This window comes from Rhizobium sp. 11_C7_N12_5 (assembly GCF_051811145.1).
GTDB lineage: Bacteria > Pseudomonadota > Alphaproteobacteria > Rhizobiales > Rhizobiaceae > Rhizobium > Rhizobium lusitanum.
Genome location: NZ_JBPWPY010000001.1, coordinates 632471 through 654560, shown reverse-complemented (window position 1 = coordinate 654560; position 22090 = coordinate 632471). Strand labels below are relative to the sequence as shown.

Here is a 22090-nt window from a genome sequence, read left to right as displayed (position 1 = left end):
GCGGAATCCGGCATGGCCGGAGCTAGGTTGCAGGGATAGGCGAAAGGCGGGACCGTCTCAAGTCCTGCGGGAATAAAACCGGGATTAAACCACTGAAATCGGCTTTCGGCAGGAACAGCCTACAGGTTGAGGATGCGCACCATGTTTCTGACGGCGATCGTTTCACAGCATCGGCTCAGAAGTCCGGCACAAATGGCTGCAGTGTCGAATAAGCCGCTAAACGTGCATGGCTCGCAATGAAGCTGTAACGAATTTAGGCTATTTTATTCTTATTCTTAGAATCGCTATGGAATTTCTGCTGAAAAATGCGCTATTCTTGATCGGTTTGCAGATCCAGCCTCCCGGAAACCGCAATGCTCGCGCGCCTGACCGCCCTCCTGCTTCTTTCCCCTGCGTCGGCCTTTGCCGCCGACTGGTGGTCCTATGACAATACGGGCTTCGGCTATGCGATCGAGCTGCCGTCGGAATTTCATCTCTCGGCCCCATCAGACGATGCCAACCGCCTTTCCCTGTCGCCGGCGGATCGATCTGCCATGCTGCAGGTTTTCAGCACGATCATCCCCAACGGCGACTTCTCGACGGAAGCGAATGTGCGCGTGGCGCTCGCCAAGGATCAGGGCTGGAAGATTTCCTACTCCAAATCGAACTCGCGCGGCATCAGCTTCTCCGGCACAAAGCAGGGTCGTATCGTCTATGTGCGCGGCGTAGCCCTCTGCAACGGCGGAGCGGCCTTTTTCCAGATGGATTATTCGAAGGCGGACATGCAGCGCTACGACGCCATGGTCATGCGCCTGGTGCGCAGCCTGCGCTCCACGAAGAAATGCACGCCGACGGCGCAGGTCGTCAAAAGTTTTCCGGTGACAGGCTGAAGCACGTCAACACCGCCGAATAGTGCACGGCGGCGGCGGCAATGACAAAGCCATGCCAGATGGCGTTCTGGAAGCGCAGCTTTTCCCAGACATGAAAGATGACGCCGAGCGAGTAGATCACCCCTCCGATGACGATGAGCAGCATCGACGCGAACGGGATATAGGTCGAGACCGGCTTGGCCACAATCACGCCGCTCCAACCCATGACGAGATAAAGCAGGATCGCCAGCCGATCGTAACGCCCCGGAAAGAAGCATTTCAGCACAATGCCGAAGGCTGCAAAAGCCCAGACTGCGATCAGCATGGCAAGCAGCAGCGGATCCTCCGCGCCGCGTTCGAGAAAGGGTGTGTAGGTGGCGGCAATCAGCACATAGATGAAGGAATGATCGAAACGCCGCAGGAACCATTTGGTATGCGATACGGGCCAGGCATTGTAGGCGAAGGACATCCCCAAGGTCAGCACGAGACCGACGCCGTAGATCCAGGCGGCAGCGATCCCACCGTAGGAGCTCCAGACGGTCGCGTAGAAGATCAATACGGTCGCGCCGATCAGCGCAAACACGACGCCGACGCCGTTGACAATGCTGTCGGCGATCACTTCGTATCGATCATAAGCCCAGCGAACGCCTCTATATTCGGCCATCTGTGCGCGTTCCAATTCCGTAACAGCCCGATTCTTGCACCTCACCGAAGTGGAAGCAACCGCACCAAACGGGCATTTCAATAAATCTTCGTGAACGCGCGGAGTATCTCGTCAACAGGGAGCGAACGCTCAATCCGCAATTTCTGGCCTTCTGTGAACAATCGAAATCCGCCATATAGGATGGCAAGTACAGCGGGCGAGAGGACATCGAAGAGGCATATCAACCGGCGAAAAATCTCCCGCCCACCGCTGACGGTTTCCTGCCGTCCACGCCGGTTGCCTTTCCAGAACATCGAGGTTGGAATAACCCATGACCGAAACCGCCCCCTCCTATGCACTGACGCGTCCTGCCTATGTCGGCCAATCGCATCTCGTGGTCACCGACCTGCCGCTGGTGTCGCGCTTCTATCAGGACATGCTCGGCCTCAAGGTGGTCGAGAAGACGGCGAGTGGCGAAGTCCTGGGCGTCGCCGGCCAACCTCTCCTGACCCTCACCACGGATCGCGCGGCCGTGCGCGCGCCGCAAACGGCGGCTGGCCTGTTTCACACCGCCTTCCTCATGCCGAGCCGGGTCGAACTCGCCCGCTGGCTTCGTCATGCAGCACATAATAACGTCGTGCTCGAAGGCGCGTCCGACCACATCGTCAGCGAAGCCATCTATCTGTCGGACCCGGAAGGCAACGGCATCGAGATCTATGCCGATCGGCCACACGAGCAGTGGACGTTCCATAGCGACGGCACGGTCGAGATGGCGACCCTCAGGCTTGACTTGCAGCAGCTCTATGAAAGCGCTCCGCAGGACCGCTGGGACGGTATGGCCGAAGGCTCGGCGATCGGCCACATCCACCTGCAGGTCGGCGACGTGGCAGAGGCGAACGCCTTCTATCGCGACGTTCTCGGCATGAAGGTCATGGCCGCGCGCTATCCCGGCGCCACCTTCCTTGCGACCGGCGGCTATCACCATCATCTCGGCGCCAACACCTGGAACAGCCGCGGCGCGGGAGTGCGCTCCGAACACATGACCGGCCTTTCTGACTACACCCTGCGCTTCAACGACAAAGTCTCGCTTGATAAGGCCGTGGCCGCCCTCGACCAGCATGAGATCAAGACCCAGAAGCGCGACGGCGGCGTTTCGCTGCGGGATCCCTGGGGCATCGGGCTGAACCTGGTCGCGTAATTTGCCCGGCTGACCAAGCATGACAAGGCCCGTTCCGGAACTGGAGCGGGCCTTTCGCGTTTTAGTGGTAAGGCGATCGTGCCTTCGGGGATTTGATGGGATGGAGATCGATAAAATCGCCGGCAGGCATGCAGGCGGAACGGCGGCGCAGGAAAGCGGCTCCGCGGCGGGCGGATATGGCAACGAAGCCGACGCGGCCGAACTGGCGGATTATCCAACAAATGGCAAACTCCATGTCGCCGCCTCATGGGCGACCATAGGCATCTTCCTCATCCTGGCGCTTGCAGGCGTCTATATGATGTCGATGATCCTCATTCCGGTGACGCTTGCCGTCGTGGTCGGGATGATCCTTGGTCTTGCGGCGGAGAAACTGAGCAGACTTGGCGTGCCCCGTGTCCTCAACGCCATTCTCCTGTCGTCGGCGGTAGCACTGGCCATCGTCCTCGTCGTCAACGCGCTCGCCGGGCCGCTGGCAACGCTGGCTCAGGAGGCTCCCGATTTCTTCCAGCGAACCTCCGATAGGCTGATGCCTTATCTCAACCGGTTCAAATGGCTGCATATTTCCCCGGAGACTTTCCAGAGCGGTCCCATGTCCATCACCACGCTGCTGGAAAACAGCGGCAATGTCTTGCATCTTCTCTCCAGCAATCTCACACCGGCCATCGTTCAAATACTGATCTTCTTTGCTGCGCTCCTGTTGTTTCTCTCCGGCCGGGTTACCCTGCGTAAAACGATCATCATGACCTTTTCCAGCAGGGAGTCGAGACTGACGGCAATCCGCATCATCAATGCGGTGGAGCGGGTGCTCGGTTTTTATTTCGCCACGGCCTCGCTGATCTATGCCGGCATCGGCGTTGCCATGACTGTTATCGCCTATGTCGGCGGCATGAGCGTGCCGATACTCTGGGGCGTATTTGCCTTCCTCTCGAGCTTCATCCCGTTCCTCGGCGTCACGACGATGACGATTGCGCTCGCGATCGCCGGCATCATCACGCAATCGGACATCATCTTTGCTCTAGCGCCGGCTGCGGCCTTCTTTGCTGTGCATCTTGCGGTGGAGAACCTGGTGTTTCCCGCGGTCATGGGCCGGCAATGGGAGCTCAACCCCTTTGTCGTGTTCCTCGCCATCATATTCTGGACATGGATGTGGGGCGCCATCGGCGCCATGCTGGCGCTGCCGCTTTCGCTGATCGTCATGACCGTCGTCGATGAACTCTTCATCGAGGAAAAAACCCAGCCGCAATTGCCAGGCTGAGACAAACCGAGGCTTACGCCATCAGTTCGTCGTGCCGTCGTCGCCCTTTTCGGGGATATCCTGCAGGCGGACGAACTGCACGCCCTTGACCTTCAGCGCCAGGATGCTTGCCACCACGCCCTCTCCCGCCGCATGCGTCGGCTGGTTGATGTGGGAAATAATGACATCGCCATCCTTGGCGGAGGCATATTGCTTCTCCACCATCTTGGCCGGCAGCAGCGAGCCGCTGTCGCCGTTCACGGAATATCCGGCAACGCGATAGCCCATGCCGCGGATCTGCATAATGGCGGCGGGTGTATATTTCGCGGTCGCGCCACGGAACCAGCGCGGCTGCTGAATGCCGGCGGCAATCATGGCGTCGGCTCCGCCCTTCACTTCCTGAGCTACCGCCTGCGGCGATCCTGCGGCGGCTATGCCGTAGACCTTGGTCGGAACATCGACGGCCGGAATATGGTTCTGCCCATGATTTTCCAGCTCGAAAAGGTCGGGATGGGCGAGGAAGACGGCAAGCGAATCCGGATTGGTGCGCAGCCAGCGCGCGGTGACGAAGATCGTCGCCGGAATATGCTGATCGACCAGCGTGCTGAGAATGCGCGGATCGGTCTTGCCCATGCAGGCATCGAACGTCAGCGCGATGCGCGGCGCGCCCTTCCCTGCCCGATTGACGTGCAGATGCGGCTCGACGAGCTTGACGTTCGAGACAGGGGCCTTTGGTGGAAGTTCAGGCCAGCCGGCAGGCTGTTGCGTCGGCTGAGCGGCGAAGGCAACCGGAACGGCAGCGACAAGGAATGCGGACGTCAGCAAAAAACGGTTCATCGGGCAGCCACCGAGCGGATCGAGCAAATGAAATCTGGCGGAAGGGGCACGTGATTGCCATAGGTTTTCCGCCTCGGCGTCCGCCATCATCCGCCAACACGCCGGAAATATGGCAAGCCGACGGCAAACATGCCGATTTCGCATCACAAATGCCGTGACTCTGCAAAGCATCGAGGTCCGGGCTTCAACCTGGCCGCGTCTATGCTACGATTGATATGAGGCCGCTCTATCACTATCTGCCTATTTTTCCGTGCTCCCAAAGAGAGACATGCATGAGTCGCGATCCCTATGAAGTTCTGGGCGTAAAACGGGACGCCCCGCAAAAGGATATTCAAAACGCCTATCGCAAGCTTGCCAAAAAGCTGCATCCCGACCTCAATCCCGGCGACAAGCAGGCCGAGGACAAGTTCAAGGAGGTCTCGGCAGCCTATGGCATTGTAGGCGATGAGGAGAAGCGCGCGCGTTTCGATCGTGGCGAGATCGATAGCAGCGGCACCGAGCAGGCACCGCGCAACTACTACCGCGATTATGCCGCGAACGAAGGCCAGCGCGGTCCCTATCGGAATGCCGGAGGATTCGCCGATTTCGGCGATGCCGACGACATATTTTCCAACTTCTTCTCACGGCGCAGCCGAGGCCAATCCCAAATGCAGGGTCAAGATCGTCACTATTCGATGGAAGCCGACTTTCTTGATGCCATCAACGGCGCGAAGAAGCAGATCAGCTTGCCTGACGGGCCGGCGCTCGACGTTCAGATACCACCGGGCACCCGCGACGGGCAGACCCTGCGCCTGAAGGGCAAGGGCGAACCCGGCATCAATGGCGGCAAGCCTGGAGATGCATTGATTGCGGTGCATGTCCGTCCGCACCGCTTCTACACCCGCGACGGCGACGATATCCGGCTGGAACTGCCGATTTCGCTGACGGAGGCGGTGCTCGGCGGCAAGATCCGGGTCCCAACACCCTCCGGTCCTGTCACCGTGACACTGCAGCCGAATTCCAATACCGGCAAGGTGCTGCGGCTGAAGGGCAAGGGCGCACCGGTGCGCGGTAAGGAAAACGGCGACGCCTACGTCACCCTGAAGGTGGTCCTTCCGGACGCGGCGGATCCCGAGCTCACGCGTTTCGCCTCCGAATGGGAGGCCGGCAAGATGCAAGATCCCAGAAAGACCATGGGAGGATAGGCGATGGATGAGAGAGAGTTTCGACTGCACCTCGAAATCGAGACCACAGTTCTGGAAGTCTGGATCTCTGAGGGTTGGCTGGTGCCGGAAGTGACGGATCAGGGCCGGAATTTCCGCGAGGCGGACATCGCGCGCGGCCAGCTTATTCTCGACCTCAGCAATGCCATGGGCCTCAACCAGCCCGGCGTCGATGTCGTCATGGATCTGGTCGATCAGCTTCATAGCCTCAGGGCGACGCTGCGCGACCTGACGGATGCCGTCCGCCGGCAGCCTTCGGATGTGCAGGAACACATCCTGTCGGAACTCACGCGCGTGGACGTGCAAAAGCGGAGATAGAGCCTTCCAGCGGCTTCACGGCATCGCTGCGCAATTTTCCTGAAAATGCCTTGGGCGCTCAGTCGTAAAGATAGTGCTGCTGCCAGCTGTCGCGCGGCACCTTATCGCCGATCTGATAACTCAGGTCCCGAACATGAATGTGCTGCGGGCCGGTGACGCATATATACGAGAGATGATACCAGTCACCCTTGCTGCGGAAGACCGCGCCGGGCGCATTCATCGAATCCGGGTTCATCGCCGGGTCGCCGAACGTATAGGCAATCACCTTGTCCGGCTTGAAACCCGTCTTTTCCGTGCCAATCCGCTTCATGGCCTCCGCGTCGCATGCCTGCGCCATCCGCTCGGAAGGATCAAGCTTTTCCAACTCCTTCTTCATGGTCACATCAACAGCGAAGGCAGAGTTAGCGAAAGAAGCCAAAGGGATAAGGATGGCAAAGAGTTTCAGCATGATGACCGGTCCCTTGCATTTTTCCGAATTTGATTGCGTCCGCTCCCCTCGGGGAAGGCGGTTCAACCGCCCTTATGTCGACGCATTGTATGCCGACTTCGGTAAAGAATGTGGTCTCATCAAGGCAGCCCCCAATCGGTTTTCCCGCAAGCCGCCTGTTCGATCGAGACTAATATCGGCGACTTGCATGAAACTTGACGGGGCACTTGCCTATTGAACCTCATGCAGCCGCCCTCTATTTCTCTGTTCTCCTCGCATCCGACTTTCACACCAGAGAAAGCGCTCCCGTGTCAGTTTTCAAGAACCTCCCCACCCCGCCTGCCGCCCCGAAAAAAACCATTACGGATACGCGTCATGGCATCAGCCGCAGCGACGATTATGCATGGCTGCGCGCCGACAACTGGCAGGCAATGTTCAAGGATCCTTCGATCCTGGCCCCGGAAATCCGCACGCATCTGGAGGCCGAAAACGCCTACATGAATGCCGCGATGGCCGACACGAAGGAGCTGCAGAAGGTTCTCTTCGGCGAGATGAAGGGCCGCATCAAGGAGGACGACAGCTCGGTGCCGGTCAAGGACGGCCCCTACGCTTACGGGACGCTCTTCGTCACCGGCGGCGAGCAGCCGCATTATTTCCGCGAAGCCCGCAACGGCGGCGACCGCAAGCTTTTATTGAACGGCGACAAGGAGAATGAGGGGAAGTCCTATTTTCGCCTTTCAGGCCTCGATCACTCCACCGACCATAGCCGCGGCATCTGGGGATATGACGACAAGGGCTCTGAATATTTCACGCTGAAGGTCCGCGATCTCGAGACCGGCGAGGACCTTGCCGACGTGCTCGAAAACACCGGCGGCGGCGGCGTCTGGGCGCCCGACGGCAAGAGCTTCTTCTACACGCTGCAGGACGAGAACCATCGCCCTTCCAAGATCTTCCATCACATCGTCGGCACGCCGCAATCGCAGGACCGGCTCGTCTATGAAGAAGAAGACGCAGGCTTCTTCATGGGCGTCGGCGGCTCTTTGCTTGATGACTACATCTTCATCGATATCCACGATCACGAGACCAGCGAATACCGCATCATCCCGACCTCCGACCTCACCGCAGAGCCGAAGCTGGTGGCGGAGCGCGAGACGGGGATCGAATATGAGATGACGGAAGGCGGCGACGTCTTCTACATCCTGACCAATGACGGCGACGCCAAGGATTTCAAGATCATGGAGACGCCGGCCGACAAACCGGGCAAGGAAAACTGGCGCGAAGTGGTGGCCCACAAGCCGGGCACGCTGATCCTCAACCATATGGCCTATGCCCGACACCTCATCTGGCTGGAGCGCAAGGACGGACTGCCGCGCATCATCATCCGCGACCGCCACAGCGGCGAGGAACATTCGATTGCCTTCGAAGAGGAAGCCTATTCGCTCGGCCTGCAGGGGGCCGCGGAATACGATACGGATGTCATCCGCTTCTCCTATTCCTCGATGACGACGCCGAGCCAGCTCTACGACTACAATATGGTGACGCGCGAGCGCACCCTGCTGAAGACGCAGGAGGTGCCCTCTGGCCACAATCCGGCCGACTACGTCACCCGCCGCGTCTTCGCGCCCGCCTGGGACGGCGAGCAGGTGCCGGTAACCCTGCTTTATCGCAAGGACACGCCGCTCGACGGTTCCGCGCCATGCCTGCTCTATGGCTATGGCGCCTATGGCATCGCCATTCCCGCCGGTTTCAACACCAATTGCCTGTCACTCGCAGATCGCGGCTTCGTCTACGCCATCGCCCATATCCGCGGCGGCAAGGACAAGGGTTTTTCGTGGTACGAAGACGGCAAGATGGAGAAGAAGACCAATACGTTCAGGGACTTCATCGCCGCGGCCGACTATTTGAATGAGCAGAAGTTCACCTCTTACGCGAAGATCATCGCCGAAGGCGGATCGGCCGGCGGCATGCTGATGGGCGCTGTCGCCAACATGGCACCGGAGAAATTCGCAGGCATCATCGCCGCCGTCCCCTTCGTCGACGTGCTCAACACCATGCTCGACGACACCCTGCCTTTGACGCCGCCGGAATGGCCGGAATGGGGCAATCCGATCGACAGCAAAGAAGAGTACGAGCAGATCGCCGCCTACAGCCCCTATGACAATGTCGGGGAAAAGCCCTATCCGCCCATCCTCGCGCTCGGCGGCCTCACCGACCCCCGCGTCACCTATTGGGAACCGGCAAAATGGGTCGCCAAGCTGCGCGACAAGACGACAGGCGACGCGCCGATCCTCTTGAAGACGAACATGGATGCCGGCCACGGTGGCGCGTCCGGACGCTTCCAGCGCCTGGAGGAAGTGGCTTTCGAATATTCCTTCGCCATCAAGGTAGCGGACAAGATGTAGGCGGAAGCCGGGAGGAGAGAATGACCGTCTTTGTCGCCCTGCTGCGTGCCGTCAATGTCGGCGGCACCGGCACATTGTCGATGGCGGAGCTGAAGGCGCTCTGTGAGGAAATCGGCTTCACGGACGTGAAGACCTATATCCAGAGCGGCAATGTGCTCTTTCGCTCCGAAGAGGATGAGGCCAAGGTTCAGGTCCGCTTGGAGGAGGCGCTGGCCCGCAAGATGGGCAAATCGCCCGGGGTGATCCTGCGCAGCCGTCAGGCTTTGGAAGCTGCGGCGGAAGGCTCGCCCTTCCCGCATGCCAAGCCGAACTATCTGCTCATCACCTTCCTTCCGGAGGCGGCGCCAAAGGATGCTCTGGACAAGCTCGTCGCGCCGGGCGGGGAAGAAGTGCAGGTTGCCGGCAGGGAAATCTATATCCACTACCCCGACGGCTCGGGACGTTCCAAGCTGAAGCTGCCTGCACTGAAGGCAGGAACATCGAGAAATCTCAATACGGTTAGGAAATTGGCGGAGATGGCCCGAGAGCTGGAAGATGGCTAGGGACGGATATCTTCCTACCGGAAACAAGCGCCTTGCACGCCCTCGTCGCCAGCCCTACCTTAAAGGCATGAGCTCTTCCCTTTCCGAAACACAGGCGCATCAGGCACCTAGCATTCCGTTCGACAACAGCTATGCGCGCCTGCCGCCGCAATTCCTGGCGGATCAGGCGCCGACACCTGTTGCCGCGCCGCGGCTGATCAAGTTCAATGAGGCACTGGGACGGGAACTCGGGCTAGACGTGGACGCGCTGGAACGCAACGGCGCGGCGATCTTTTCCGGAAACGAGCTCCTGCCGGGGTCGCAGCCGATCGCGATGGCCTATGCCGGCCACCAGTTCGGCAATTTCGTGCCGCAGCTCGGCGACGGTCGTGCGATCCTTCTCGGCGAAGTGAAGGATCGCAACGGCAGACGTCGCGACATTCAACTCAAGGGTTCTGGTCCGACGCCGTTTTCGCGGCGCGGTGATGGCCGTGCCGCGCTTGGCCCTGTTCTGCGCGAATATGTCATCAGCGAAGCCATGCATGCGCTGGGCATTCCGACGACTCGGGCGCTTGCGGCGGTGACCACCGGAGAGCCGGTCTACCGCGAGGAAGTGCTGCCCGGCGCGATCTTCACGCGTGTTGCGGCAAGCCATATCCGTGTCGGCACCTTCCAGTTCTTCGCCGCCCGCGGCGATACGGACAGCCTGCGGACACTGGCAGATCACGTCATTGCCCGGCACTATCCCGAGATCAGAGACCGAACGAACCCCTATCTCGCGCTGCTGGAGGCCGTGGCCGAGCGGCAGGCAGCGCTGATCGCGCGATGGCTGCACGTCGGCTTCATCCATGGCGTGATGAACACCGACAACATGACTGTATCGGGCGAGACGATCGATTTCGGCCCCTGCGCCTTCATGGATGCCTACGATCCGGCGACCGTTTTTTCCTCGATCGACCGCAACGGCCGCTACGCCTATGCCAACCAGCCGGCAATCGGTCAGTGGAACCTCGCTCGCCTCGGCGAAACGCTGATTCCCCTGATCGACCCATCCGTCGATACGGCGATCGACCTGGCGAATACCATTATCAAAGCATATGGCGAGCGCTTCCAGGCCTATTGGCTCTCCGGCATGCGTGCCAAGATCGGCCTGGCAAACGAGGAAGACGGCGATCTCGACCTGATCCAATCGCTACTGGCGACGATGCAAGAGCAGAGCGCGGATTTCACGCTCGCTTTCCGCCGCCTTGCGACCCTCGCCGCGGATGAAGATGTCACGGATTTCGCCGCCACCTTCCAGGATCCGCAATCCATCGCGCCGTGGCTTCAACGCTGGCGCGAGCGCCTCGGCCGCGATCCCCGGACGGCAGCAGCGCGCGGCCAAGCGATGCGGAAGGCCAATCCTGCCTTCATTCCGCGCAATCACCGAATCGAGCAGGCGATCCAGGCGGCGGTCGAGGACGATGACTTTTCCCTGTTCGAAGCGCTGCTGAAGGTGCTCGCTAAACCCTATGAGGACCAGCCTGCCTTTGCGCCTTATGCCGAGCCGCCATTGCCGGCGGAACGGGTGCTGCAGACCTTCTGCGGCACCTGACAAGGCCCGCCGCTTAAGCTCCGGACAGGCTTGCGGAGTCATCGTCCGTCAACCCATAGGGAGATATGACGATGAAAGTGCATCACGGCACCCAGAATTATTTCAGCACCCCGATACGCAGCCAGCAGGATGCTGACTCCGACGGCAGTTCACCCTTTACCTTGCCCGACGATAGCAGCGAGCAGGAAACGCAGGCACCGTCCATCGCATCCGGCGGCGTCCCCTCCTCCATTTCATCCGGCTTATGGCTCAGCCAGATCGGTTCGACGTCGTCCTCGGCGACCGACGGTAGCACCGGTGGAGACAGCACCGGTACCACAAGTAACAGCAGCTCTACCTCATTGAGCGAGCAGCCCAGCCAGGACATTCTGGACGAATTTACCAAATGGGCGAACATGTCGCCGGCGGAAAAGATCCGGGCGCAATATCTGGAAGAGAACAATCTGACGGAAGATTCCTTGAAGGCCCTGCCTTCCGCTGAGCAGAAGGCCATCAACGACCAGATCGCAGCCGAGATCAAGCAGAAGCTCGGCACCGACGAGAATGACGCAGACAAGGAAACGGACAGCGCCTCCGCCGCATTATCCATCGCCTGAACATGTTGCGAAACCACATGAAGACGATGGGATCCTGATTCACGTCACGATCGTATCATATTGTTTTGTCTGCGATATTTCCTGCTATTGCCCCACCATTCCGGTGACGATCTTGCCGACGTCGGCGAAGACGGCCTCGATATCCTTCGCAGGCGCGGTCCCCTCGGCGACGAAAGTCGTCACCAGGATCGGGCCACGATCCGGCGGCCAGACGACGGCGATATCTGCAAAGCAGCCGTTGTTGCCGGTGCCGGTCTTGTCGCCGACCTTCCACTCCTTCGGCAAGCCGGCGCGCAGGCGATTATCGCCGGTGGTGTTGCCGACCAACCAGTTGATCAGTTGATCGCGCGATGTTTCGGATAGCGTATTGCCGAGTGTCAGGAGCCCGATGGAATCCAGCATCGCATCCGGTGTCGTCGTATCGCGCGGATCGTCCTTGATCGCCTGGTTAACGTCAGGCTCGTTGCGGTCAAGTCGGGTTTCCGTGTCACCGGTGCTACGCAGCCAGGATGTCAACGCCGCAGGACCGCCGAAGCTCTGGAGCAGTAGATTGCCGGCGGTGTTGTCGCTCAAGGTGATCGCGGCGCCGCAGAGTTCGGCGATGGTCATGCCATCGGTGCCGGCATGCTTTTCGGTTTCCGGCGAATAAGTCACCACGACGTCCTTGCCGTAGGTGACGCGACGGTCGAGCTTTTCGACACCCTGATCGACCCGAGTCAGCACGAAGCCGACGGCGAGCGCCTTGTAGGTGCTGCACAGGGGGAACCGCTCTTCCTCGCGATAGCCGAGGGAAATGTTGGTTTCCGTATCCAGCACAGAGACGCCGAGCCGGCCGCCGGTCTTCTTTTCCAGATCCGCCAGCTGCTTGTCGACGTCGTCAGTCAGCTGCGAATTGCCCTGCGCGCCATTATCGCTGTCCATGCCCTGCCCGCTGTCGGGCGTCGCGGAATCGCCTTGGGCGGCGGGCGCCTGTGGCGAGGTGCCGGCATCCTGCGCGAAGAGTGCATTCGCACCGAATGTCAGTGCGGGCAGGAACAGCGCCGAGCCAGCCACGAGGCGGCGGCGGGTAAGCAATATGGGCATGCGAAAGCCTCCAGCGGAATCGGCAGATTTTGGGCTATGCGAGGAATATGGCAAGCCTCCGACCGGCCCGATTGCTACCGGATTCTATGCTGCCTTGTCGACAGTCACTTCAACGGTAACGTGGGAAAGCTCATGAATATCGGCAAGCCGAGCCTTGTAGAAGGCCGGATCGCGCGACACGGGCGTTGCCACCGCGACGATCGCCGCATGATGTCCAGGCCCAACCTGCCAGACGTGGAGATCGGTGATGCGATCCTCGCCCGTTTCGATCGCTTCGCGAATCTCGTCCGGCAAGTCTTCGCCGGGCGGAATGAAATCGAGCAGAATGGCGCCGGATGCGCGCAGCAGGCTCCACGACCATTGCAGGATCACCAGGCCGCCGACGATACCCATCAGCGGATCGAGGAAGGTCCAGCCAAACCGGCTGCCGAGCGACAGGGCAATGATGGCCAAAACGGATGTCATCGCATCGGCAATCACATGGACATAGGCCGAACGCAGATTGTTGTCCTTGCCGCCATGGGCGTGACCGTGGTCGTGATGATGGTCATGGGAGTGGCCATGGTGATGATGATCGTGATCCTCGCGCAAGAGCCATGCGCTGACGATATTGACGACGAGGCCGACCGCAGCGATGGCGATCGCCTCGCGGAAATTGATGGCCACCGGATTAAGGAGCCGCAGCAGGCTCTCCCAACCCATCAGCAGCGCGATCACTGCAAGTACGATGGCGCTGGCGAACCCGGCGAGATCGCCGAGCTTGCCCGTGCCGAAGGTAAACCGGGCATTATGCACATGCCGGCGGGCGTAGAGATAGGCAAGCGCCGAAATCAGCATGGCGCTGGCATGCGTCGACATATGCCAGCCATCGGCCATCAGCGCCATGGAACCGTAGACCGAGCCGGCACCGATCTCGACCACCATCATAACAGCCGTCAGCGCGATGACGAGCCAGATACGACGCTCATTGCGCTGATGATCCGAGCCGAGAAAGACGTGGCTGTGGCCAGCATCCGAGGAAACACTCATGACATCATTCTCCTTGAACGTCCCGAAGCCCTGATCAGCGCAGATAGGTCTTGAGCACATCGGACATTTCATCGACCGCCTGACGGCGGGCTTGCTCGTCCTCGGCATTGAGCACATGCTCATGCAGATGATCTTCCAGAATTTCGCCGGTCAGTCCCGTCAGGGCGCCGCGGATGGAGGCTAGGAGCTGCAGCACCTCTCCGCACGGCCGCTCGGCCTCGAGCGCGCGTTCCACCGCTTCCATCTGGCCCTTGAGACGGCGGACGCGAGACAGGAGCTTGGCTTGCTGGCGAATGGTATGGGACATCCGAATCTCAATGTTTAATATAGGGGGGTATACTATTATTGATGCCGCAACGGAAGCCTTGTCACTTGCAAATCCCCTGAACGCTCGCATATATATTGCTCTAGAGACTAGAGGTATCGGAGATCATGCCATGTTATCGATCGGCGACTTGTCCAAGCGTACCGGCGTCAAGGTGCCGACCATCCGCTACTACGAGCAGATGGGTTTGATATCGGAACCCGACCGCAGCGAGGGCAACCAGCGGCGTTACTCCAAGACCGATCTGGAGCGCCTGGCCTTCATACGCCACGGCCGGGATCTTGGCTTGACGATCGACGCGATCAAGGAGCTGATCTCGCTCAGCCAGCATCCGGACCGCCCCTGCGTTGGGGCTGACCGCATCGCTCGCGAACATCTGGACGATGTGCGCACCAAGATCGCGCAGCTGAAGAGGCTGGAGCACGAGCTCGAGCGTATCGTGTCGCATTGCGACGGCCACAGCATCGAAGACTGCTATGTGATCCGGGCACTGTCGGACCACGGACTATGCGAAGCGGAGCATTGAGGCGCCCCATTGACAAATACGCTGAACCGGATCATCTATGCGCCATGATCAAGCACGCGCTCCATAATCGCTCGTATTTTTGGCTGTACCTGTAAGGGGCGGCCAAGACAGATCATTTTGTCAACAAGCCGCCGTCAGGCGGCTTTGTTGTATCGGCAGCGTCCTGACGGCTCATTGAAAAAACAAGGACGCAAATGCCATGCTAGACGATAGCGACATCTCACTACTCCGCCCGCCTGTTCTGACCATCCGCAATGCGCACCCGCGCGACCTGCCGGAGCTGAACGACATGATCCGGCTGCTGGCCGCCCATCACGGCGACCCTTCCGGCGCGACACCCGAGCAGCTCGAGCGCGATCTTTTCGGCCCGATGCCCTGGATCACGGCGCTGGTGGCCGAAGGCGAGAACGGGCTGATCGGCTACGCCATCCTCGTGCCGCTCTACAAGGCGCAAGAGGGACAGCGAGGCATGGACCTGCATCATCTCTTCGTGCGCGACGGCCATCGCGGCCACGGCATCGGGCAGCATCTCGTCGACCGCGCCCGCGAAGTGGCCCGCAAGTCCGGCTGCAGCTTCCTTTCCGTCGGCGCCGCGACAGGCAATGTTCAGGCGCACCGCTTCTATGAAAACATGGATTTCAAGCCGCGTCCGGTCACCGGCATGCGCTATCTGCAGGCTTTGGCCTGATGCCGGCCTTTACAGGGATTGCCGTCGACTGCTCCAAGCTTTAGTGATCGATGGCGATCCCGCGGCCTGCAAAAAACTTCTCGAATACCTCCAGTGACATCTCCGCGTTCTCACGCGTCGCATCGACGTGACCGGACGGATTGTGGAAGCGGATCCTGCTTCCATCGATGGCCGTCACCAGCACCAGATGGCCGCCCTTTGCCGGCGGCTCGGTCTCGGGCCAGCGGATCGAGTGATGCACTGACGCGATGAAGAACTCCGATTGCCCGAGGATATCGGCAATGTCAGCGGCGGAAATCCCGGTGACGACCCTGGCATTCAGATCGAAGCGCTCCCTGACGAAGGGAACGAAGGGCGCATAGATCAACCCCTTGATCCTGCCGTCCGGCTCCTCGACATAGCCGCCATGCTCCTTGCATCCCATCGCCAGATCCATGAGTGGAACTGTTTTGCCGGTGCGTGCGGCAAGCACCATCTTCAGGCAGGCCATGCCGCAGAGATTGCCGGCCCAGCGGGCATAATCTTCGACGCTGCTTGCGCCGGAAGACGCCCAGAGCGGGTCCCTCAGCAAAGCCACCTGCGCGCCCTCGGCCACGACAGCCAGCGTCATGTCAGGCGTTTCCCATTGGCTGAAATAGGGAACTTGATGCGCCACCCTTACGTCCACGACTGCTCTCTCCCGTTGCCGAATCCCGCGCTATTGCCGCTATAAGCTTTATCGCAAATGCGCTAGAAAAATGGCTGTCGGCTTCGATCTGCAACGGGAGGCGTGCCTTGGAACAGCGGTTCACATTCGACGGCGTCGCCAGCCTCTACAACAATGCCCGCCCCACCTATCCCGACAGGCTCTTCGACGATGTGATCGCCTTCGCCGGCCTCAACGACAGGGATGAGATCCTCGAAATCGGCTGCGGCACAGGACAGGCGACGCAGGCGTTTGCGCGGCGGGGTCTTTCCGTTCTCGCGCTCGATCCGGGCGAGGAATTGATCGCGGTTGCAAGGAAAGGTCTGAAGGAATTTGCCAAGGTTCGCTTTGTGCAGACCACCTTCGAGGCTTGGCCGGGCGAAGTGGGAGCGTTCAAGCTGATCGCTGCCGCACAATCCTTCCATTGGGTTTCGCCTGAGTTGCGCTTCGCCAAGACCGCTGCCCCGCTTGCACCGGATGGAACCCTGGCAGTTTTCGGCAATGTACCAATGCCGCCCGAGCCGCCGTTCGGGGAGAAATTCGCCGATATCCATGCCCGCCATGCACCTCAACTCTCCGGGCCTCCGGCAGAGGCATGGTATCTGCCGGACGGTCCATTCGCGGAATTGCTGCGCCAATCCGAATATTTCGAAGCGCCGGCACAGCATTGCTATCGCTGGAGCCGGAAGCATACCGCGCAAAGCTATACCGCCCTGCTGCGTACGCTTTCAGGCTATCGGCTTTTACCGCCGAAGGAACTGGCGGCGCTTCTTTCTGCCATTGCCGATGCCATCAATGCCAATGGCGGCGAATTCGAGCTGCGATACGAAACGCATCTTTATCTCGCCCGGCGCTCGGATGCGGTCTAACAAACCCTTCGCCTCACCGCGACGGCAACGCCTTCAAATAGGCAGCAATCGCCTCGCGATCAGCAGCCGGCAAATGGGCGATGTTTTGCTGCACTTCGGCCATGGAACCACCAGCGGAATCATACTCGGGCGTGAAGCCGGTTTCGAGATAGTTGGCGATATCCCCGGCGCTCCAGCTGCCGATCTTCTTGGAACCGGGTGTTATGTCCGGAATCTGCCCCTTGCCCTCGGGATTGGGCGCTCCGGCCAGCCATTGGCCGCTCAAGAAGCCGCCGAGAGCATCGCGCGGGGTGTGACACTCGCCGCAATGGCCCAGGCCCTCCACCAGATACTGGCCGCGTTTGATCTTGTCATCCGCATTGGCAAGCACGACGCGCGGCTGGTCGTTGAGATAGAGGAATTTCCAGGCGCCGAGCGCCAGCCGGATGTTGAAGGGAAACGGCAGTTCATGCGGCGGGGCAACATTGTCGCTCTTCGGTAGCGTCTTCAGGAAGGCCCAGAGATCGTTGATGTCCTTGTCGCTCATGCGGGTATAGGAGCCGTACGGGAAGGACGGGTAGAGATGCTCGCCGTTTTTGCCGACACCCCGCTTCATGGCATTGCCGAAATCGGCCAGTGTCCAGCTGCCGAGCCCGGCCTTTTCATCCGGCGAGATGTTCGGCACATGGAAGGTGCCGAAAGGACTGGTGAGCGCCAGGCCGCCTGACAGCACCAGCTTCGCGTCCCCTTGAGCACCGGACGCGGCATGACAACTCGTGCAGCCACCGGCCCAGAACACCATCTCGCCGTTCTTGACATCGGGATCGCCGAGGTTGGCCCAATGGCTCGCCGGCAAGGGCGACGGCGCGGTCACGACATAGAACGCGCCACAGCCAAGAACGATCACGCCGACAAGGCAAAGCAGCCACCGGACAAACCGCGCCATCACATCTACCCCTTTAGCTCGGCTTTAAAACCATAAGGCATCCGCATCGGCGGCAAGGCCGATGCGGATGCCGAAACCAATTTTCAGACGAGGCCGACCTACCGCTTAGTCTTTCTTGATGCGGTAGGCCTGATGACAGGCGCCGCAGCTGCCGCCCAAGGTCTTCAGCGTTCCGCCGACGCCGGCCTGGTCAGCCGGGAGCTGGGCGAGCGCGGTCTCTGCATCGGTGGAGAGCTTTGCGGCCTTCGCCTTGAAGTCATCGAGATTGTCCCAGATCTTCGGGTTGACCTCGGCGTCGGTCTTGTCGCTCTGCGGATTGAACTGATCCGGAAACGCCTTCGCGGTTTCGGCGATCGTCGACAGCGAGGCCTTGACGATGTCGGCATCATAGGGCTTGTCGCCCTTGGCAATCGCTCCGAGAGCGCCCGTCGCACCGCCGATCTTCTTCATCATCCCGATGCGGGAATCATGCGTGCCGTCGGCTGCGACGACCGAACCCAGGGCGATGCCGGCCAAAGCCGTTGCCGCCACAATCGCTTTCCACTTCATTTTGTTCTCCTACCTCTCACTAGCCACAAAGACCGCGTGCGCGGCCGGCGCATGGTCACGGGTGACATGTTTGCCGGTTTCCGCTCCGGCAATGAAGTCACAAAGTGGTGAGAACCTAGCAAAATCAGTGTCATGTTCCCGACACACGGGCTGCGCCATCCCCAAGTCACGCCATCCTGAGCCCTTCCCAGACGGTGAACGCCGAGACCGCGACAAGGAGCAACCCGGCGGCGCGGCCGGCAAGGGCAGTCGCGCGGGGATTGGCAATCAGCAGATTACGGCTGCGCCCGGCGGTGACGGCAAGCCCGCCATAGATGGCAAATTGCGTTACTATGGTCATGGCTCCCATGATGACGGCCTGTATCCACATCGGCCCGTAATCCGGTTTCAGAAATTGCGGATACACGGCAAAGATGAAGAGATAGGCCTTGGGATTGATCAGGCAGGTCACCGCTCCCTGGCGGAAAGCCTTCCAGGCGGAGCGACTGCCGGCCGGCCCTTCCTGCCCGACGGTTATGGAACTGCGCATGAGCGTGACCCCGATGAAAGCCATATAGGCGCCACCGGCAATGAGCAGTGGGTTGAAAAGAATGGGCACGAAATGCATCAGCAGGCCGATACCGAGAGCGCCGTTCAGCGAATGCACCACGCCGCCGAGCATGATGCCGCCGGTGGCGGCCAATCCGCGATTGCTGCCGCCGGTCAATGAATTGGCAAGGACGAACAGCATATCCATGCCCGGTACGATGATGATGCCGACGAGAAGAAGAAAGAAGAGCCAGAGATTTTCCGCGTAACCCATGTCAGTTGCCTATCCTCCCCTGCACGAATCCAGCAGAGGAAATTGTTGATTTTCAATTCGATAGACAGCCTTATAGATCGGAACAACTGACGGGGTGTTGTCAGTAGTCTTCAGGTGGAGAGGATGAAATGCGCAAGGCATCGCGCCTGTTCGAGATCATTCAGATCCTGCGGCTGGCCAAAAGGACGGTGACGGCCGCCGATATTGCGGAGCGGCTGGAGGTGACCGTTCGCTCGGTCTATCGCGATATCGCGGCACTACAGGCGATGCGGGTGCCGATCGAGGGCGAGCGCGGCATCGGCTATATCCTGCGTCCCGGCTTCGACCTGCCGCCGCTGATGTTTTCGATCGAGGAAATGGAGGCGATCGTCTTGTCGCTGGCGCTGCTGGAACGCACCGGCGACGATGAGTTGAAGCAGGCGGCCAAGCGGGTAAGCGCCAAGATTGCCGGCGCCGTGCCGCCGCCCCTGCGCCAGACCATCGACGCCAACGCGCTGCATGCCTGGGGTTTTGCCGCGCCATCGGCCTCGGCCACCGATCTGGCGCTGGTACGCCGCGCCATTCGTGACGAGGAGAAGCTGGATCTCGCCTATCGCGACGAACTGGGCCGCGCGACCGAGCGCATCATCCGCCCGATTGCGCTGATCTATTATGCCGAAACCGCCAACATCGTCGCATGGTGCGAGCTGCGCCAGGCGATCCGCAACTTCCGCAGCGATAGAATCGAGAGCTGCGAGGCGACCGGACGATCGTTCAAGGGCGAAGGAGACGCGTTGCGGCAGATGTGGGTGAATGGCTGGCAGGTGAATGCACAAGCTGCCGCGCCCTGAGCGACTGCGGAGGCTCAGGACCATGCCCGAATGGCGTGGCCCCGAAAACTCGTCTCATCGAAGATTGATCCTAAATACGACGCCAAAAAGGACAGCAAGTCCGTATATCTAATTCAAACCACCATGCCGCCGGAGACCTCTATGCGCTGGCCATTGACCCAACGATTGTCCTCCGAAAGCAGCGAGGCGATCATCGGGCCGATGTCGTCGGGCAGGCCGGCCCGGCCGAGTGCCGTCATCGACGCAACCATCTTGTTGACTTCGGGATTGTCGCGAACGATGCCGCCGCTGAAATCTGTTTGGATCGCACCCGGCGCCACCGTATTGACGGCGATGCCACGAGAACCAAGCTCCTTGGCGAGATATCGCGTGAGAACTTCAACCGCACCCTTCATCGCTGCATAGGCCGACGAGCCCGGGTTGCTGAAGCGGGCAAGGCCGGAGGAAATGTTGACGATGCGGCCGCCATCCTGAATGAGCGGCAGCAGCTTCTGGGTCAGAAAATAGACGCCCTTGAAATGGACGTTGTAGAGCTTGTCGAACTCGGCTTCCGTCGTTTCCGCAAAGGATGCGTGATAGGACGTGCCGGCATTGTTGACGAGAAAATCGAAACGGTCCTGCCCCCAGGTCTGGCGCAGCGCATGGCCGATGGCCGCGATGAAATCATCGAACGTGGCGACGCTTCCAGCATCGAGCCGCAGCGCCACGGCCTTCTGTCCAAGTGCCTCGATCTCGGCCACGGCGCTGTCGGCTTCCGCCTTCTTTGAGTTGTAGGTCAGGATGACATCGACGCCACGGCGGGCGAGATGAATGGCCGTGTTTCGGCCGAGACCACGGCTGCCGCCTGTGATGATTGCGATCTTTGCCTTTGATTTATCAATATTTTCAGTCGTCATTTGCCATACTCCAGAGAATGCTTGATGACGGAAGTCTACGCCCGTCGAGCCATTTCCTTGAATGCCGGAACTCTCGAATTTCTTGCCTATTCCTCCAACTACCTTGTCGCCCGATGTCACACTGCTATGATGACGACATCGGCACCCTGCCCTGGAGACCATCGATGTCATCCGCTCTCAAAGACGCACTCACACACTTCATCGAAGCCAGCCCTGACGGCGACAACGGGATATTTCCGACCGGCATCGATGGCCTGCACATCATGCGCTCGACGGAGCTTAAGATGCCGCATGCGATGATCTACAGGCCGGCGCTCTGTGTGATCGTCCAGGGTGCCAAGCAATTGATGTTGCATGACAGGGTGATCGACTATGCCGAGATGCAGGCGCTGATCATCAGCATCGAGCTGCCCGCATCCGGCCGGGTGATCGAGGCAAGCCCGGAGAAGCCCTATATCGCCATCTCCCTCGAATTCGATGTCGGCATGATGCGCGAGGTGATGGAGCAGCTCGACACGCCGCCGAAGCCGGCCGGCAGTGCCCGTCTCGGCATCTTCGTCGAAGATCTCAGCCAGCCGCTTGCCGATTGCCTGGCGCGATTGACCAGGCTGCTCGCGACCCCAAAGGCCATCCCGGTGCTCTATCCGGCGATTATGCGAGAAATCTGCTTCTGGCTGCTCACCGGACCCAACGGCGGCGAGGTCTGCAAGCTGGTGCTGCCCGACGGCCAGACCCGCCGCATTGCCGACGCCATCCGTCTGCTGCGCGACAATTTCGCCGAGCCGGTGCGCATCGAGCAACTTGCCGCCGCCGCGCGCATGAGCCCCTCCTCGTTCCATCAGCATTTCAAGACGCTGACCTCGATGACGCCGCTGCAGTATCAGAAACAGATGCGGCTGCTCGAAGCCCGCCGGCTCATGGTCGCCGGCCACGCCAATGTGGAGAGCGCCGCCTATCGGGTCGGCTACGAAAGCGCCTCGCAATTCAGCCGCGAATATACCCGCATGTTCGGCACACCGCCGAAGCGGGATGTGGCAGAGATGCGGATGGCGGCGGAGTGAGC

Annotated in this window: 25 protein-coding genes; 14 read left to right on the top strand and 11 right to left on the bottom strand. The window is 60.3% G+C overall.

Annotation, left to right across the window (positions count from 1 at the left end; all coding sequences use genetic code 11):
• Positions 1-353: 353 nt before the first annotated feature.
• A complete protein-coding gene (locus AB8B29_RS03170) occupies positions 354-869 on the top strand; it encodes a hypothetical protein (RefSeq protein WP_047559705.1) in 516 nt (171 codons plus the stop codon).
• Here AB8B29_RS03170 and trhA read toward each other — a convergent pair.
• The gene (trhA, locus tag AB8B29_RS03165) at positions 844-1512 is read right to left on the bottom strand and encodes a PAQR family membrane homeostasis protein TrhA (protein WP_113119224.1); all 669 of its coding nucleotides are present in this window, start codon (positions 1510-1512) and stop codon (positions 844-846) included. The genes AB8B29_RS03170 and trhA overlap by 26 nt on opposite strands.
• A gap of 310 nt (positions 1513-1822) precedes the next feature.
• Between trhA and AB8B29_RS03160 the strand changes: the two genes are divergently transcribed.
• Positions 1823-2689, top strand: a complete 867-nt coding sequence (locus tag AB8B29_RS03160; RefSeq protein WP_047559703.1) for a VOC family protein — start codon at positions 1823-1825, stop codon at positions 2687-2689.
• A 100-nt stretch (positions 2690-2789) separates the two neighbouring features.
• Positions 2790-3944, top strand: a complete 1155-nt coding sequence (locus AB8B29_RS03155; protein ID WP_052212502.1) for an AI-2E family transporter — start codon at positions 2790-2792, stop codon at positions 3942-3944.
• Between the two features lie 21 nt (positions 3945-3965).
• Here AB8B29_RS03155 and AB8B29_RS03150 read toward each other — a convergent pair whose 3' ends face one another.
• Positions 3966-4760: a polysaccharide deacetylase family protein gene (locus tag AB8B29_RS03150; protein ID WP_037194374.1), complete on the bottom strand. Its 795-nt coding sequence runs from the start codon at positions 4758-4760 to the stop codon at positions 3966-3968.
• Between the two features lie 272 nt (positions 4761-5032).
• Here AB8B29_RS03150 and AB8B29_RS03145 point away from each other — a divergent pair, with 272 nt between their 5' ends.
• Together AB8B29_RS03145 and AB8B29_RS03140 are read left to right on the top strand one after the other, a co-directional pair.
• Entirely contained in the window at positions 5033-5944 is a 912-nt protein-coding gene (locus tag AB8B29_RS03145) for a DnaJ C-terminal domain-containing protein (protein WP_037193720.1), read from the top strand.
• Between the two features lie 3 nt (positions 5945-5947).
• Positions 5948-6280 (top strand): chaperone modulator CbpM, encoded by a 333-nt coding sequence (locus tag AB8B29_RS03140; protein WP_037193718.1) that lies wholly within the window; start codon positions 5948-5950, stop codon positions 6278-6280.
• 58 nt (positions 6281-6338) lie between these two features.
• Here the strand turns inward: AB8B29_RS03140 and AB8B29_RS03135 are convergent, their stop codons facing one another.
• The gene (locus AB8B29_RS03135; RefSeq protein ID WP_113119225.1) at positions 6339-6728 is read right to left on the bottom strand and encodes a DUF930 domain-containing protein; all 390 of its coding nucleotides are present in this window, start codon (positions 6726-6728) and stop codon (positions 6339-6341) included.
• Positions 6729-7015: 287 nt separating this feature from the next.
• Between AB8B29_RS03135 and AB8B29_RS03130 the strand changes: the two genes are divergently transcribed.
• From AB8B29_RS03130 to AB8B29_RS03115, 4 genes are all read left to right on the top strand, one after another.
• Positions 7016-9109, top strand: a complete 2094-nt coding sequence (locus tag AB8B29_RS03130; RefSeq protein ID WP_037193716.1) for a S9 family peptidase — start codon at positions 7016-7018, stop codon at positions 9107-9109.
• Positions 9110-9129: 20 nt separating this feature from the next.
• A complete protein-coding gene (locus AB8B29_RS03125) occupies positions 9130-9651 on the top strand; it encodes a DUF1697 domain-containing protein (protein ID WP_037193714.1) in 522 nt (173 codons plus the stop codon).
• Between the two features lie 67 nt (positions 9652-9718).
• The gene (locus AB8B29_RS03120) at positions 9719-11224 is read left to right on the top strand and encodes a protein adenylyltransferase SelO (RefSeq protein WP_037194370.1); all 1506 of its coding nucleotides are present in this window, start codon (positions 9719-9721) and stop codon (positions 11222-11224) included.
• A 71-nt stretch (positions 11225-11295) separates the two neighbouring features.
• Positions 11296-11820: a hypothetical protein gene (locus AB8B29_RS03115; protein ID WP_037193712.1), complete on the top strand. Its 525-nt coding sequence runs from the start codon at positions 11296-11298 to the stop codon at positions 11818-11820.
• An 84-nt stretch (positions 11821-11904) separates the two neighbouring features.
• Here AB8B29_RS03115 and bla read toward each other — a convergent pair whose 3' ends face one another.
• The 3 genes from bla to dmeR all read right to left on the bottom strand — a co-directional run bounded on the left by bla (position 11905) and on the right by dmeR (position 14239).
• Positions 11905-12903: a class A beta-lactamase gene (bla, locus tag AB8B29_RS03110; RefSeq protein WP_037193710.1), complete on the bottom strand. Its 999-nt coding sequence runs from the start codon at positions 12901-12903 to the stop codon at positions 11905-11907.
• An 84-nt stretch (positions 12904-12987) separates the two neighbouring features.
• Positions 12988-13932 (bottom strand): CDF family Co(II)/Ni(II) efflux transporter DmeF, encoded by a 945-nt coding sequence (dmeF, locus tag AB8B29_RS03105; RefSeq protein ID WP_037193708.1) that lies wholly within the window; start codon positions 13930-13932, stop codon positions 12988-12990.
• Between the two features lie 34 nt (positions 13933-13966).
• Positions 13967-14239: a Ni(II)/Co(II)-sensing transcriptional repressor DmeR gene (dmeR, locus tag AB8B29_RS03100; protein WP_037193706.1), complete on the bottom strand. Its 273-nt coding sequence runs from the start codon at positions 14237-14239 to the stop codon at positions 13967-13969.
• 130 nt (positions 14240-14369) lie between these two features.
• On the opposite strand from dmeR, the gene AB8B29_RS03095 reads away from it, so the two are divergent.
• Together AB8B29_RS03095 and AB8B29_RS03090 are read left to right on the top strand one after the other, a co-directional pair.
• Positions 14370-14783, top strand: coding sequence for a MerR family transcriptional regulator (locus tag AB8B29_RS03095; RefSeq protein WP_037193704.1), 414 nt, complete (start codon positions 14370-14372; stop codon positions 14781-14783).
• Positions 14784-14982: 199 nt separating this feature from the next.
• Entirely contained in the window at positions 14983-15471 is a 489-nt protein-coding gene (locus AB8B29_RS03090) for a GNAT family N-acetyltransferase (protein ID WP_037193702.1), read from the top strand.
• Between the two features lie 40 nt (positions 15472-15511).
• Here the strand turns inward: AB8B29_RS03090 and AB8B29_RS03085 are convergent, their stop codons facing one another.
• Positions 15512-16126 carry a C39 family peptidase gene (locus tag AB8B29_RS03085; RefSeq protein WP_312865248.1) on the bottom strand — a complete coding sequence of 205 codons (615 nt, stop codon included), beginning with the start codon at positions 16124-16126 and terminating at the stop codon, positions 15512-15514.
• A gap of 119 nt (positions 16127-16245) precedes the next feature.
• Between AB8B29_RS03085 and AB8B29_RS03080 the strand changes: the two genes are divergently transcribed.
• Positions 16246-17025 (top strand): class I SAM-dependent methyltransferase, encoded by a 780-nt coding sequence (locus AB8B29_RS03080; RefSeq protein ID WP_047559690.1) that lies wholly within the window; start codon positions 16246-16248, stop codon positions 17023-17025.
• Between the two features lie 13 nt (positions 17026-17038).
• Here AB8B29_RS03080 and AB8B29_RS03075 read toward each other — a convergent pair whose 3' ends face one another.
• The 3 genes from AB8B29_RS03075 to AB8B29_RS03065 all read right to left on the bottom strand — a co-directional run bounded on the left by AB8B29_RS03075 (position 17039) and on the right by AB8B29_RS03065 (position 19301).
• Positions 17039-17953, bottom strand: a complete 915-nt coding sequence (locus AB8B29_RS03075) for a cytochrome c (protein ID WP_037193699.1) — start codon at positions 17951-17953, stop codon at positions 17039-17041.
• A gap of 102 nt (positions 17954-18055) precedes the next feature.
• A complete protein-coding gene (locus tag AB8B29_RS03070; protein WP_037193697.1) occupies positions 18056-18499 on the bottom strand; it encodes a c-type cytochrome in 444 nt (147 codons plus the stop codon).
• Positions 18500-18665: 166 nt separating this feature from the next.
• Positions 18666-19301, bottom strand: coding sequence for a LysE family translocator (locus tag AB8B29_RS03065; RefSeq protein ID WP_113119226.1), 636 nt, complete (start codon positions 19299-19301; stop codon positions 18666-18668).
• Positions 19302-19429: 128 nt separating this feature from the next.
• Here AB8B29_RS03065 and AB8B29_RS03060 point away from each other — a divergent pair, with 128 nt between their 5' ends.
• A complete protein-coding gene (locus tag AB8B29_RS03060) occupies positions 19430-20131 on the top strand; it encodes a helix-turn-helix transcriptional regulator (RefSeq protein ID WP_047559687.1) in 702 nt (233 codons plus the stop codon).
• A 113-nt stretch (positions 20132-20244) separates the two neighbouring features.
• Here AB8B29_RS03060 and AB8B29_RS03055 read toward each other — a convergent pair whose 3' ends face one another.
• On the bottom strand, positions 20245-21027 hold the full coding sequence (locus AB8B29_RS03055; RefSeq protein ID WP_113119227.1) for an SDR family oxidoreductase: 783 nt from the start codon (positions 21025-21027) through the stop codon (positions 20245-20247).
• A 164-nt stretch (positions 21028-21191) separates the two neighbouring features.
• Between AB8B29_RS03055 and AB8B29_RS03050 the strand changes: the two genes are divergently transcribed.
• Positions 21192-22088 (top strand): AraC family transcriptional regulator, encoded by an 897-nt coding sequence (locus AB8B29_RS03050; protein WP_047559804.1) that lies wholly within the window; start codon positions 21192-21194, stop codon positions 22086-22088.
• Positions 22089-22090 lie beyond the last annotated feature (2 nt).